Source organism: Paenibacillus sp. YPG26 (assembly GCF_023704175.1).
In the GTDB taxonomy this organism is placed as follows: Bacteria; Bacillota; Bacilli; order Paenibacillales; family Paenibacillaceae; genus Fontibacillus.
Genome location: NZ_CP084530.1, coordinates 2,626,108 through 2,639,695 on the forward strand (window position 1 = coordinate 2,626,108; position 13,588 = coordinate 2,639,695).

12 protein-coding genes are annotated in these 13,588 nt (G+C 50.8%); all 12 read right to left on the bottom strand.

Features of this window, described 5'->3' with window-relative positions:
• Positions 1 to 10 precede the first annotated feature (10 nt).
• The gene (ftsY, locus tag LDO05_RS12325) at positions 11 to 1,012 is read right to left on the bottom strand and encodes a signal recognition particle-docking protein FtsY (RefSeq protein ID WP_251375686.1); all 1,002 of its coding nucleotides are present in this window, start codon (positions 1,010 to 1,012) and stop codon (positions 11 to 13) included.
• Positions 1,013 to 1,842: 830 nt separating this feature from the next.
• The gene (smc, locus tag LDO05_RS12330; RefSeq protein ID WP_251375687.1) at positions 1,843 to 5,412 is read right to left on the bottom strand and encodes a chromosome segregation protein SMC; all 3,570 of its coding nucleotides are present in this window, start codon (positions 5,410 to 5,412) and stop codon (positions 1,843 to 1,845) included.
• Positions 5,413 to 5,614: 202 nt separating this feature from the next.
• The gene (rnc, locus tag LDO05_RS12335) at positions 5,615 to 6,310 is read right to left on the bottom strand and encodes a ribonuclease III (protein WP_251375688.1); all 696 of its coding nucleotides are present in this window, start codon (positions 6,308 to 6,310) and stop codon (positions 5,615 to 5,617) included.
• 12 nt (positions 6,311 to 6,322) lie between these two features.
• Entirely contained in the window at positions 6,323 to 7,561 is a 1,239-nt protein-coding gene (gene fabF, locus LDO05_RS12340; protein ID WP_251375689.1) for a beta-ketoacyl-ACP synthase II, read from the bottom strand.
• A 130-nt stretch (positions 7,562 to 7,691) separates the two neighbouring features.
• Positions 7,692 to 7,925 (bottom strand): acyl carrier protein, encoded by a 234-nt coding sequence (gene acpP, locus LDO05_RS12345; RefSeq protein ID WP_024630176.1) that lies wholly within the window; start codon positions 7,923 to 7,925, stop codon positions 7,692 to 7,694.
• Positions 7,926 to 8,028: 103 nt separating this feature from the next.
• Complete coding sequence (gene fabG, locus LDO05_RS12350; protein ID WP_251375690.1) at positions 8,029 to 8,778, bottom strand: 3-oxoacyl-[acyl-carrier-protein] reductase; 750 nt, start codon at positions 8,776 to 8,778, stop codon at positions 8,029 to 8,031.
• A 221-nt stretch (positions 8,779 to 8,999) separates the two neighbouring features.
• Complete coding sequence (gene fabD / locus LDO05_RS12355; RefSeq protein ID WP_251375691.1) at positions 9,000 to 9,944, bottom strand: ACP S-malonyltransferase; 945 nt, start codon at positions 9,942 to 9,944, stop codon at positions 9,000 to 9,002.
• 85 nt (positions 9,945 to 10,029) lie between these two features.
• A complete protein-coding gene (locus tag LDO05_RS12360) occupies positions 10,030 to 11,019 on the bottom strand; it encodes a beta-ketoacyl-ACP synthase III (RefSeq protein ID WP_251375692.1) in 990 nt (329 codons plus the stop codon).
• Entirely contained in the window at positions 11,016 to 12,017 is a 1,002-nt protein-coding gene (plsX, locus tag LDO05_RS12365) for a phosphate acyltransferase PlsX (RefSeq protein ID WP_251375693.1), read from the bottom strand. Before plsX ends, LDO05_RS12360 begins: the two co-directional genes overlap by 4 nt.
• Complete coding sequence (gene fapR, locus LDO05_RS12370) at positions 12,001 to 12,597, bottom strand: transcription factor FapR (protein WP_251375694.1); 597 nt, start codon at positions 12,595 to 12,597, stop codon at positions 12,001 to 12,003. Before fapR ends, plsX begins: the two co-directional genes overlap by 17 nt.
• 191 nt (positions 12,598 to 12,788) lie before the next feature.
• The gene (gene rpmF / locus LDO05_RS12375; protein WP_026263995.1) at positions 12,789 to 12,962 is read right to left on the bottom strand and encodes a 50S ribosomal protein L32; all 174 of its coding nucleotides are present in this window, start codon (positions 12,960 to 12,962) and stop codon (positions 12,789 to 12,791) included.
• A 74-nt stretch (positions 12,963 to 13,036) separates the two neighbouring features.
• Complete coding sequence (locus LDO05_RS12380) at positions 13,037 to 13,552, bottom strand: YceD family protein (RefSeq protein WP_251375695.1); 516 nt, start codon at positions 13,550 to 13,552, stop codon at positions 13,037 to 13,039.
• Positions 13,553 to 13,588 lie beyond the last annotated feature (36 nt).

The following is a 13,588-nucleotide window of genomic DNA, read 5'->3' on the forward strand; positions in this document are numbered from 1 at the left end:
TCCCTCCTTTTTAGGACTGGACTTCAGATTCATCTGTCTCTTCCTTCAGTATACCGGCGAATAATCCATGCACGAACTGCTCAGAATCAAATTTCTGCAGATCCTCCATCTTCTCACCCAGACCGACCAGCTTCACCGGCAGACTTAACTCTTGGCGGATAGCCACCACGATCCCGCCTTTTGCCGTTCCGTCAAGCTTGGTGAGAACAAGACCGGTAACCCCGCTTTTCTCTCCAAACAGCTTAGCCTGGCTTAGCGCGTTCTGACCTGTGGTTGCATCAAGCACCATCAATACCTCATGCGGCGCATCCGGAATTTCACGCTGGATCACACGGTAAATTTTGTTGAGCTCTTCCATCAGGTTGGATTTGTTCTGCAGACGGCCTGCCGTATCACACAGCAGAATATCTGCTCCGCGCTGCTTCGCGGCTTGAACCGCGTCGAACATAACAGCTGCCGGATCTGAACCTGCCTGCTGCTTGATCACCTCTACCCCTACGCGCTGACCCCATACCTCAAGCTGTTCGATAGCACCGGCACGGAACGTATCGCCTGCGGCCATAAGTACTTTTTTGCCTTCCTGCTTGTAGTGATGGGCAAGCTTGCCGATTGTGGTTGTTTTGCCAACCCCATTCACACCCACGAACAAAATAACCGTAATCCCATCCGGATTCATCCGAATGCTGTTATCCTCATCACCGCGCAGGAGCTCCTGAATCTTCTCGGATAGAATCGGCTGAAGCTCAGCGGCATCTTCAATTTTGCGTTTCTTCACTTCGCTCCGCAGATCATCAATCAGCTCAAGGACCGTATTCACCCCTACATCGGCCCCGATTAGAATCTCTTCCAATTCCTCAAAAAACTCTTCATCAATCTTCTTCCGGCGTGTCACCAGTTCAGCGACTTTCTCGACAAAGCCCTTCCGGCTCTTCTCCAGCCCTTCCTTGAACTGTTTGGTTACCGTTTCTGTTTTTGCTGCAATGCTCTCTTTTAACTTTTTGAAAAAACTCACAGATGGAATTCTCCTTTATTCTGTTTTACCCTCCCAAACCCTCCCTTGAAGGGAGGGCCCCGAGGGACTTCCCTCTGGACACCCGAATGGGTTGGAGTGAGTGGTTATTTTGTAGCACCCGTGTGACTGTACAGGGGAATGTCGCTTGCCACCCCTTACGGGGCCCGCTTTACTATGGCGCTCCTGCCGGGACTTAGATCACTATGTGCAATGAGCCGCTTGCCGTCCCTTCGGGACCCGCTTTACTGCCTGCGCGTTTTGGGAGCATTCATGTAACTATGGTACGTATGCCCGCTCTCCCTCCGGGATTCGCTTTACTGCCTGCGCTTCTTGGGAGCGTTCATGTGACTGTCGTACGTGTGCCCGCTCTCCCTACGGGATTCGCTCTACTGCCTGCTCGTTTATGAGCATTCATGTGACTGTAGTGCGTATGCCCGCTCTCCCTGCGGGAATCGCTTTACTGCCTGCTCGTTAATGAGCGATCATATGACTGAATGTGTATGTTGTTGTTCTTGTAGATAAGAGCGGTTACCCGTAGGGACCGCTCTACATTATTACCCACCCTTGATTGAAGGATGGGATGCTGTAAGCAGGGAGAGAAAGTTTGGAGCTGTAGAAGCGTCAGCGTTCGCCTTTATCTTCGGATTTCAACCTCATGGTTAGATACAATCAGGAAATCCGAAGATAACAGCGATCGGAAGCCCAAAGTTTCTCGGACTGTGCTTTTAATAACATAAGGCCGAAGTTTCCCGGACGATGCTCTTTACTAATTGCCATAATAGGGACAGACTTTAATCCGTCTCCCCCTATTATGGCATGCCAGCCTAGCTCTAAGCAATTTCCGCCTCGTCATCCTCGAGCCTCACGGACACGAGCTTCGATACGCCGCCCTCTTCCATGGTAACTCCGTATAGGACATCGGCTTCCTCCATCGTACCTTTGCGGTGAGTTACCACAATGAACTGGGTCTGTTCTGAGAACTCGCGCAGATACTGGGCGAACCTGATAACGTTCGCTTCATCGAGCGCGGCCTCTACCTCATCAAGGACACAGAAAGGAACCGGCTTGACCTGAAGAATGGCGAACAGCAGTGCCATGGCGGTCAAAGCTCGCTCACCGCCGGACAGCAGCTGCAGGTTCTGCAGCTTTTTGCCCGGAGGCTGGGCCACGATATCAATTCCTGTCTCCAGCAGGTTCTCCGGGTCAAGCAGAACCAGATCCGCACTGCCGCCTCCGAACAGCTTGGTGAATACAGTACCGAATTCACGGCGGATCGCATCAAAGGTAAGCTTGAAGCGCTTGGACATTTCGTCGTCCATCTCACGGATTACCTGATAGAGCGTGGTCTTCGCTTCAACCAAATCGTTCTTCTGAAGGCTCAGGAACTCATAGCGCTCAGATACGCGCTGGTATTCCTCAATAGCCCCAAGGTTAACTTCTCCAAGGGCAGATATGCTTCGCTTAAGCTCCTTCACTTCAGCCTGGGTAAGTGTAATATCCTCTGGAACTGAATAGCGCTGCTTGGCCCTCTCGTAGGACAGCTCATAGTCCTCACTCAGCTTCTTCAGAATATTATCGAGCTCCACATCCAGACGGTTAGCCTGAATCTCAATCTGGAGCAGCTGCTCGTCCACTGACTTCAGCGCAGCGCGTTGTTCCTTGGTCTCGCTCTCTCCTTCTTCGAGCTTCTTCATCAGCGCACTTCGGGAAGCCCGCTGCAGATCCAGCCGTTCACTTGTACGGCCTTTCTTTAATTTGTAATCGTTCAAGTCCTCAATCTGTCGCACACTCTGCGCTTCGTTCTCTTTGAGGTCAGCCTCAATCGAATTCAGAATCCGCCGGCTTTGCTCCAATTCTTTCTCCTGAACATTGAACTCTTCCTGCTGCCTGCTGAGCTGTTCCCGCAGAGACAGGCATTCTTGATCGAGCTTGCCCTCCCGTACTTTAAGCTCGGTAAGCTGAGTCTGCAGTTCTTCCTTGGCGGACTCATTCGCTTTGCGGGCGAATTCAGCTGCCTGGATCGAGTCGTGCTTCGTCTGCTGGTCCGCAGCCAATTCCTTGAGCTTCTGCTCTGCCTCTGCCTTGCTCTTATCCAGGTCTTCCATCTCTTTGACATAATGACTCTTCTCTTGACCATACAATTCGAACTGTTCAGAGACATGCCTGTATTCATGCTCGATCTGCTTCAGATCACCAGCGACTGTCTGTTCATCCGCACGCATGCGGTCACCAGATTCCCTTAATTTCTCAAGATCAGTCTCCAGCTGGGCAATCTGGCCTCTTACCTCTTCCATACTGTCGCGCAGCTTCGCGATCATTGTCTCGCTTTGGCGAATATCATTATCCAGCTGTTCAAGCTGACGGCTGCGTCCAAGCAGATTGCTGTTCTTACGGTGCTGGCTGCCCCCGGTCATGGAACCGCCTGCGTTCACCACATCCCCTTCCAGCGTAACTACTCTGAAACGATACTGGCTCTTGGCAGCCATCCGGTTCGCATGCTCAAGGGTATCTGCAAATACCACATTCCCCAGCAGACTGCCTACAATATCAGCGTACCGCGGCTCATAGCCAACCAGCTCCGCCCCGATTCCCACGAATCCTTCCGCATCTTCCATAGAACGTTTATCTGAAGCCGATATTTGACGCGGCCGGATCACATCCAGCGGCAGGAAGGTTGCCCGTCCCAGCTGACGCTGCTTCAGGAAAGCAATCGCCTGCCGGGATACAGCTTCATTCTCCATAACCACATGCTGCATGGCTGCTCCGAGCGCAGTCTCCACTGCGATCTCCAGCTTCTCGGGAACTCGGATCAGCTCAGCTACCGCACCGTGCACACCAGCTAGATTCCCTTTGCGTGAAGCTTTGAGCACTTCCTTAACCCCAAGTGCGAAGCCATCAAAATCATCCTGCATCTCCTTCATGGTGTCGCGGCGGGATACAAGAGCTTCACGCTTCTGCTCCCACTTACGCAGGCCATCACGGCTATCTTCTGTCAGCTTCTGCAGAGAGTGCAGGCGTTCGCTCTCCGAAATGTAGCTTTTGCGTACCTCGGCGATGTCTTTGGCCATCTTCTCCAGCTTGCCGCTAAGCTCCGCCTTCCTTTCGGCCAGCTTCTGCTGTTCCTCACGCCACTTCGTGCCCTCGGTCTCTGCTCTCTCCATCCGGCGGATAACGCCTTCCTTCTGCTGGTCGGCATAACGAATCTCATTACGCGCCTGCGCAATTTGATTCATGATCTCCAGCAGGTCTCCCTTAAGGGCTTCTTCCTGGGCCTGACTGATTCCCCCGGTGACACCAAGCAGCTTCGCTTCCTCTGCTGATAGCAGCGCACGAAGCTCTGTCAGCATCCGGTCCGATTCCGAGTATTTATCCGACATTGCTTGCAGTTCCAGTGCACGCTGATTATATCGTTCCTCGTTAACCGCAATAGAGTCGATCAGCTGCTGCCGGTTCTGCATTAAGTTCTTGGCGCGCTCCTTAAGCAGCCCCCCGTAACCTTCGTTCTTCTCATAATTTTGGCTATATTCAAGCAATTGTCCCTGCAGAGCTTCAATCTCTTCTTCAATTACACGCAGCTCGGAGCGTTCCTTCTCCAGTGTAGCGTCATGAGCAGATACAATTGTAGACAAGGTAACCTGCTCTTCACGCAGCCTGGCCAGCTTGGCATTCGCCTCACTCCAAGAATTGTGAATCTGATCGATTTGATAGATATACATAGAAATTTCTTTATGCTTAAGCTGCTCCCGCAGTTCCTTGTAATGAATCGCCTTCTCGGATTGTTCCTTCAGAGGCCCGATCTGATCCTCCAGCTCGCTGACCAAATCATGTATACGGAGCAGGTTGGTCTCTGTCTCATCAAGCTTCTTCCGTGCATCCTTCTTTCTGGACTTATATTTCACAATACCTGAAGCTTCCTCAAAGATTCCTCTCCGGTCTTCAGATCGAGTACTCAATATTTCTTCAATACGACCCTGTCCAATAATGGAGTAAGCCTCTTTACCAATCCCCGTATCCATGAACAGCTCGGTAATGTCCTTCAAGCGGCACGATTGCTTGTTAATCAAATATTCACTGTCCCCGCTGCGGTGAACCCGCCGGGTCACTGTAACCTCGTTGAAATCCAGAGGAAGCGCCTGATCCGTATTATCCAGCGTAAGCGAGACTTCTCCGTATCCAACCGCCTTCCTGGCATCACTGCCGGCAAATATAACATCTTCCATCTTCCCGCCGCGGAGTGACTTGGCACTTTGTTCCCCCAGCACCCAGCGAATGCCATCAGAAATATTACTCTTACCACTTCCGTTCGGGCCTACAACCGCGGTTATCCCACGCACAAATTCCATTTCCGTGCGATCCGCGAACGATTTGAAACCCGCCAGTTCAATTCTCTTCAAAAACATACGTACACTATCACCTCTAACGCCTATTGTACCATAATTAAGGTTCGCCTGTGACCCATCAAATCCCCATCAAACCCGCTTGTATCAACATTTTCCCGTAGTATTCACGCATGCAAATAACAGAAAATGGCAGACCCGGTATCGCTACCTTGGCCTGCCATTTAACTAAGACTTCACAACTAATCTATGAGGTCATTTCAATCTACCCTTGTACTCTTAAACGCTCCAGGGCAACTGCCGCGGCCTGCTGCTCAGCCTCTTTCTTGGAGCGGCCGCTCCCTTGTCCAAGACTCTTGCCATCCATGAATACCTCGGAGACGAATTCCCGCTCATGAGCGGGTCCCCGCTCTTCAATAATCCGGTATTCAAGCGCCCCCAGATTATGATGCTGGGTCAGCTCCTGAAGCTCTGTCTTATAATCAGTTACCTGAAGCTTTCCGTTTAAGACCACCTGAGTGAATACATGCTTGTCCAGGAAGGCACTGACTGCCTCAAGTCCCTGATCCAAGTATAACGCACCGACAAAAGACTCAAACACATCCGCAAGCAATGCCGGACGCGTACGCCCCCCGGTTAGTTCCTCTCCTTTGCCCAGGAGCACATAATTTCCGAACTCAAGAGCTTCAGCAAATTTAACCAGAGAAGGCTCGCAGACAATAGCGGCACGCTGCTTGGTTAATTCGCCTTCCGGCCGGTTCGGAAATAGGTTGTATAGATACTCCGAGACGGTCAGCTCAAGCACCGCGTCTCCCAAAAATTCAAGCCGCTCGTTGTCCTCATGCTGGCTGAACCGGTGTTCGTTTACATAGGAAGCGTGAGTAAATGCCTGTTTCAACAATTGTCGGTTCTGGAATTGAATTTGAAGTTTTTGTTGTAACTGCTTCAGATCTCCACTCAACAGACTGACTCCTTATGCATCGAATTTCTTCAGGATAATCGTGGCGTTATGACCACCAAACCCAAAGGAGTTGGACATTGCAATCTTTATATCTGCTTGTCTTGGTTCATTAGGAACATAGTCCAGATCGCACTCCGGATCCTGATCCTCAAGATTGATCGTAGGCGCGATAACTCCGTTCTGCAAGGAAAGACCACAGATCACGGCCTCGACGCCTCCGGCAGCTCCAAGCAAATGCCCGGTCATAGATTTCGTCGAGCTGATGGCTACTTGATAAGCGTGGTCGCCCAGCGCTTTCTTCACAGCCAGCGTCTCCGAACGGTCACCTACCGGTGTTGAAGTACCATGAGCATTAATATAGTCGATATCTTCGGGATTAATCTCCGCATCACGAATCGCCATACGCATACAGCGTGCCGCACCGTCCGGATCAGGCTCGGTCATATGATGGGCATCCGCACTAAGCCCGTACCCAATCACTTCAGCGTAGATCTTAGCTCCGCGCTGCTGTGCATGCTCCAGAGACTCAAGAATCAGAATTCCGGCACCTTCACCCATAACAAAACCGTCACGCCCAGTGTCAAAAGGACGGCTTGCCTTCTCAGGCTCGTCATTGCGGGTGGACATGGCGCGCATCGCACAGAATCCGGCCATTCCCGTAGGACGGATGGTCGCTTCTGCGCCTCCGCAGATCATGACATCGGCATCGCCGCGCTGAATGATGCGGAATGAATCTCCGATCGAGTGGGTTCCTGTCGCACAAGCGGTTACCTGAGTGGTATTCGGTCCTTTAGCTCCGAACATGATCGACATTTGGCCTGAGCCCATATTGGCGATCATCATCGGAATAAAGAAAGGGCTTACGCGTTTGGGTCCCTTGTCCAGCAGCACATTATGTTGATCTTCCCAGGTTCCAAGACCACCGATACCTGAGCCGATGGAGACACCGATTCGTTCAGCATCAATGTTCGATCCAATCTCAATCCCGCTGTCCTTTATCGCTTCAGAACCGGCAGCAATTGCGAATTGAACGAATCTGTCCATCTTTCTTGCTTCCTTACGATCGAAGTAATCCTCTGGATTAAAATCTTTCACAGAAGCCGCAATTTGGGTCGTATAGTCGCTAACATCAAAAGATTCAATGCGCGATACACCGGATTTCCCGCTAAGCAGGCTGTTCCAGAACGTGTCCAAATCCTTGCCAAGGGAAGTCATGACTCCCATGCCTGTAATAACTACTCTATGCTTCAAACACATTCACCTCGTATAGACTTCATGTGTAATATAAATGTTAATGAATACGATCATGTATTTCCTTATTCATTCCATATAGATGAGGAGAAGTCCCGCCTGATAAACAAGGTACGGGACTTAGAATGACTTAGGTATGAGATTGTATGTAATTTACAACTTCACCTACGGTCGTTATCTTCTCTGCATCTTCATCTGAAATTTCAAGATCGAATTCATCTTCCAATTCCATAACCAATTCAACGACATCGAGCGAATCAGCACCAAGGTCCTCTTTGAAAGAAGCCTCAAGCGTTACTTCGGCTTCATCAGCACCCAAGCGATCAACTACAATGCGTTTTACACGCTCCAATACATCGGACATCCGGTTCACCTCCTCTTTGGTATTATACGAGAATTAAAGTTAAAATGCCATAGAAGCTGTTCCAAAAACCTGCTTGGACGAAATATCGTCCTTGCGAAGCAGCCTACATGTACATTCCGCCGTCTACATGCAGTGTCTGTCCCGTCATGTAAGAAGCCCCTTCTGACGCCAGAAACAGAACCACATTAGCGATTTCGTCCGGCTTGCCAAGACGTGCCAGCGGGATATCTCCAAGCAACTTTGCGCGAATCTCTTCCGGCAATTCCCCAGTCATGTCTGTATCAATGAATCCAGGTGCAATACAATTCACCGTAATATTACGGGATGCAAGCTCGCGCGCGGAGGATTTCGTCAGACCAATCACACCTGCTTTGGCGGCTACATAATTGGCTTGACCTGCATTTCCAAGGACACCTACAACTGAAGAAATGTTGATAATCCGGCCTGAGCGCTGTTTCATCATCGGACGGGTTACGGATTTGATTCCATTGAATACGCCCTTCAGATTCGTCTCAATCACCTGATCGAACTCTTCTTCTTTCATGCGCATAATAAGATTATCTCTGGTAATCCCTGCGTTATTCACGAGAATATCAATTCGGCCCCAGGCTTCGATAACTTGTTTGACCATGGCTTCGAACTGGCTGCTGTCGCCTACATGAGCTTTAATCGCAAGAGCTCGGACGCCCATAGCTTCGATCTCACGGACAACTTCCGCAGCGGCTTCTTCATTACCCGCATAATTAACAGCCACATTTGCTCCTGCTTGTGCAAGCGAGAGCGCAATGCTTCTTCCAATCCCCCGCGAAGCGCCGGTAACCAGCGCCGTCTGGCCGGCAAGTGGTTGTGTCATTCCAATGTGCCTCCTTTCTCAAGCATATACTGCCCTACTGCAGCTCCCTGCATATAAAAGAGGGCGCGGCGCTTTCAAGAGCTGTCCGGGAACCCGGAGCAGCGCTAAAGCGCAGCTGCAGCGAAAGCTAATACATAACCGGATAATCCCGGCATGACTAAGCCTTCGCTTACGCAGGCGTGGCTGGACCACAGCCTCAGCCTCAGCCACAGCCTCAGGGCTTAAGGCTGTTCTTTCAACAACGCGGCCACTTGGTCTATGCTGTCGAGATTATTCACATTTAGCCCTCTTATGTTCTTGTCGATCTTTTTAAGCAGGCCGGTAAGAACATTGCCCGGTCCAATCTCGACAAAAGTGTCTACCCCCTGCTCAATCAACCAGCGGACTGTGTCTTCCCACAGAACCGGAGAATAGACCTGGCGGGTCAGCAGGCCAGACACCTCTGACCCTTTATGTACAGGCTGAGCCGTCACGTTCGCTACAACGGGAGCAGAAGCATCCGCATAATTGATACCCGACAGCGTCCCCTCCAGGCGCTCGGCAGCTGAACGCATAAGCGAAGAATGGAACGGCCCGCTGACTTCAAGAGGAATGGCACGCTTGCCGCCCGCTTCTTTGACCCGTTCAACCAGAGCATCAACTCCCGCACGGCTTCCGGATACAACGATTTGTCCCGGGCAGTTCAGGTTGGCAAGCTCGACTAAATGCCCTTCGGATGTAATCGCCGCACACAGCTCAGCCAGAGCGTTCCGCTCCGCTCCAAGCACAGCAGCCATTGCCCCTTGTCCGCCGGGTACTGCCTGTTCCATGAACAAACCACGCGCGCGAACTGTTGCTACGGCATCTTCGAATGAGAGCACACCAGCGGCCGTCAAGGCCGTATATTCACCAAGGCTGTGTCCCGCATAATAGTCAGGTGATATTCCTCTCGAAGCAAATATACGATATAGAGCGTAGCTCGTGGTAAGCAGCGCCGGCTGTGTATTCGCCGTCATCTTGAGCTCTGCCTCTGGTCCATTAAATATAAGGCCGCTTAAGCCAAAGCCAAGCTTCTTATCTGCTGTGCGGAACAGATCCCCTGCCTCCGGCACCTCATCATAGATATCTTTGCCCATTCCTACGGCCTGGGAACCTTGTCCCGGAAATACAAATGCTAACTTCCCCATAACTCAGATAGCTCTCCTTTGTTCCGGGCGCTTCTGGATGAATGCTCGCCCAGAAGGAGGAACGATTAATAATTAGTTGATTTGATTACCACACAAGCACAGATGCGCCCCATGTGAGGCCGCCGCCAAAGCCGACAAGAAGAAGAGTATCTCCCTCTTTCATACGTCCCTCTTCAGCCGCTTCTACCAGCGCCAGCGGAATAGATGCTGCTGACGTATTGGCATACTTATCGACATTGATGACACATTTCTCTTCGGGAAGATTCAGACGTTCCATAGCTGAATGAATGATCCGGATATTCGCCTGATGCGGAACGAACAAATCTACTTCCTCTTTCGCCACTCCCGCCTTGCTAAGCGCCGCCTCGGTCGCTGTGCCCATTACACGAACCGCAAATTTGAATACTTCACGGCCGTTCATATAGATAAAGTGTTTGCCCCCGGCAACGGTATCCGCCGAAGCTGGCAGCCTGGAACCGCCTGCTTCCAGCTTAAGCTGACTTCCTCCAGCACCCTCCGCACCAAGGTCGAAGGATAAGAATCCTCTTCCTTCAGGTACTTCGCCCAGAACTACCGCACCGGCACCATCACCGAACAGCACACAGGTGTTACGGTCTGTGTAATCTGTAATTCGGGACAACGTATCTGCGCCAATCACCAGCGCATTGTTGTACATTCCGGTCTTAATAAAGTTCGTTGCGGTTGCCAGACTATAGACAAATCCTGAACATGCCGCAGACAAGTCAAAAGCCGCGGCCTGCTTCGCTCCCAGCTTCTCCTGCAGCAGACAAGCTGTAGAAGGGAATGTCATATCCGGGGTTACTGTAGCTACGATAATAAGATCCAGCTCATGCGGAGCAATTCCCGCCGACTCAAGCGCCTTTAAGGACGCTTCATACGCCAGATCCGAGGTGGCTTGTTCAGGCGCGGCGATATGGCGCTCGCGAATTCCAGTACGCGAGACGATCCATTCGTCGTTCGTTTCCACGATTTTCTCCAAATCCGCATTGGTTAATACTTTCTCGGGCACATACTTACCTGTCCCAATAATCCCTACCGGTCGCAAATTATTCACTTTGTTACTCTCTCCCCACTGCCGAATTCTTTGGATATATTCTGAATCAACTGACTGCGCAGGGCAATCCTTGCCTGCCGGAATGCATTCTTGATCGCATCCGCATCCGAGGAGCCGTGCCCTTTGACCACAAGACCGCTAAGTCCAAGAAGCGGAGCCCCGCCGTGCTCTTTGTAATCCATCATACTCTTGAGTCCACGCAGTTCGGGCATCAGTACAGCGGCAGCCAGCTTGTTCTTAAGTGAGCTTGTGAATTTCTCCTTCAGAATAGAGAATAAGGCACCAGCTGTTCCCTCCAGCGATTTAAGGAGAATATTGCCTGCAAATCCATCACAGACCAGAACATCACACGCCCCGGCCAGCACACCGTGCGCCTCCACATTACCCACAAAGTTGATCGGCAGTTCCTGCAGCAGGGGATAAGCTGCTTTTGTAAGCTCATTTCCTTTGATAGCTTCAGTGCCCACGTTGAGCAGACCCACCCTCGGCTTCTCCATTCCATGCACCTGCTGACGGTACACGCTGCCCATCAAAGCGTACTGCGCCAGATGCTCAGGCTTGGCATCCATATTGGCACCCAAATCCAGAGCCAGAACACCCCTTCCGTCAACAGTGGGAATGATCGGCGCAAGCGCAGGACGCTCAATTCCTTCCATTCTTCCCACTACAAGAAGCCCTGTCGTCATCAGCGCCCCTGTGTTCCCGGCAGAAATCATCGCATCGGCCTCGCCTTCACGAACCATTCTTCCAGCAACCACCATGGAAGAATCCTTCTTGCGGCGAACCGCCTTGACCGGTTCATCTTCCCCGCCAATCACTTCCGATGTATGACGTATGGTCAGATTGGACGGACGCTCCTGCAGCAGCCCTTCAATCTGGGCCTGATCTCCGACCAGGACGATTTGGATGTCCTTCCATTCCTTGGCGGCCGCAAGCGCGCCCTCCACATTGGAGCGCGGTGCGTTATCGCCGCCCATGGCATCAATGGCTATCAACATGCATAGTTCCCCCTTCACTGTGTTCCTCTCTCCCGGAACGGTAGATGACGAAATTGCCTTGGAAGACCATCTCCTCACCTACATATGTGAACACCTCAACCTTAGCTTTTCCCTTATTGCCTGCTTCGGATCGGACATAAGCCTTGGCGATACATTTCTCCCCCAAATGCACTGATCTTACAAACCGGATATCCGCGGACGAAGTAAGTGCGATTTCATCATTGATTACGGCGACTGCAAGGGAATTGGCTTGCGCAAATACATGATGTCCCCGGGCGATTCCTGTACGTGAGAAGACATGCTCATCACGTATTTCAAATATGGATATCCCGCTCTTATCGAGCTGAAGATCAACGATGTCCCCGATCACCTCGTGCAGCGGCAGAGACTTGACCTGATCATAAGAAAGCTCGGCCATCAGCTTCATCCGCTCACGGAGTTCTGGAATCCCAAGCTCGAGGCGATCCAGACGGATCGTCTGAATGCTCACCTTCAGCTGGCGGGTCAGTTCCTGATCCGTGATGAACGGGTTCTCCTCAATCATTCTTACGAGCTGCTGCTGTCTCGCCCGTTTGGGCAAACGTTCGATAACTATCGCCCCCTGCGTGATCTATAAATTATAAGTATAGTAGATATATTATATTAGAACCAGGTACTAAGCTTCAGTATAAATCATCCGGTTTTAAAAAGAAAGACAATCCCGGCAGAAGCCGGAATTCAAAAAAAAATAGCACCCCATCTAAGATGTAGGTACTACTTTGATTTCATTCATTATTGCTTGATAATTTCTCTTGCTTTGTATGTGCCGCATACTTTGCATACGTGGTGAGCAAGCTTCAATTCTCCGCATTGTTCACATTTTACCATGCCCGGCACAGCCAATTTGAAATGAGTGCGACGTTTGTCACGACGCGTTTTGGACGTTCTCCGTTGAGGTACTGCCATGGTTCCCACCTCCTTATTCAAGTCAACCTGGTTCCATTGCTTAGTTTAGACGACCGTTAGGTGTCAGACTGTTATTATTGTTGTTTAAAAAAGTCCTTCAGCGCCGCGAGACGCGGGTCGATGACTTCTTTATCACAGCCGCAATCATGTTCGTTCAAATCGGTTCCACAAGTAGGGCACAGACCTTTGCAGTCATCTTTGCAGACGGCAGCAAATGGGAGATTCAGAAGCAAGGCTTCCTCTATGAAAGGAACCAGATTCACGTCATCCTCTGCAACGTAGCGGATATCGTCTTCTTCGTCCTGAACATTCTCTGTATTCTCACTGTACTTCAACCGTTCCTCGAAATCGATACCGACTTGCTTCTTCAAAGGCTTCAGGCAGCGGGAGCACGTCATGTCCAGATCCACCGTTAATCTACCCTTTACATCAACTTCTCCTTCACCAAAGGAACTTACCTTCAGATCAGCTTGAAGCGGACTCACGTGAGTAATATCCTTACGGTCCTTGGTTACATGATGAACATCCAGTGCTTCGTGGAATTCCACAGAGCCTTCGGTTAATGCCAATTTGCGAAATTGAAAGTGCATGATCATCACTCCAAACAAACAAAATTTATTATACCG

Coding starts and splice junctions, on each gene's coding strand:
- rpmF (WP_026263995.1), bottom strand. CDS start 12,962: ATGGCAGTACCTCAACGGAGAACGTCCAAAACGCGTCGTGACAAACGT.
- fabG (WP_251375690.1), bottom strand. CDS start 8,778: ATGACACAACCACTTGCCGGCCAGACGGCGCTGGTTACCGGCGCTTCG.
- plsX (WP_251375693.1), bottom strand. CDS start 12,017: ATGTTGATAGCCATTGATGCCATGGGCGGCGATAACGCACCGCGCTCC.
- smc (WP_251375687.1), bottom strand. CDS start 5,412: ATGTTTTTGAAGAGAATTGAACTGGCGGGTTTCAAATCGTTCGCGGAT.
- LDO05_RS12380 (WP_251375695.1), bottom strand. CDS start 13,552: ATGCACTTTCAATTTCGCAAATTGGCATTAACCGAAGGCTCTGTGGAA.
- acpP (WP_024630176.1), bottom strand. CDS start 7,925: ATGTCCGATGTATTGGAGCGTGTAAAACGCATTGTAGTTGATCGCTTG.
- fabD (WP_251375691.1), bottom strand. CDS start 9,944: ATGGGGAAGTTAGCATTTGTATTTCCGGGACAAGGTTCCCAGGCCGTA.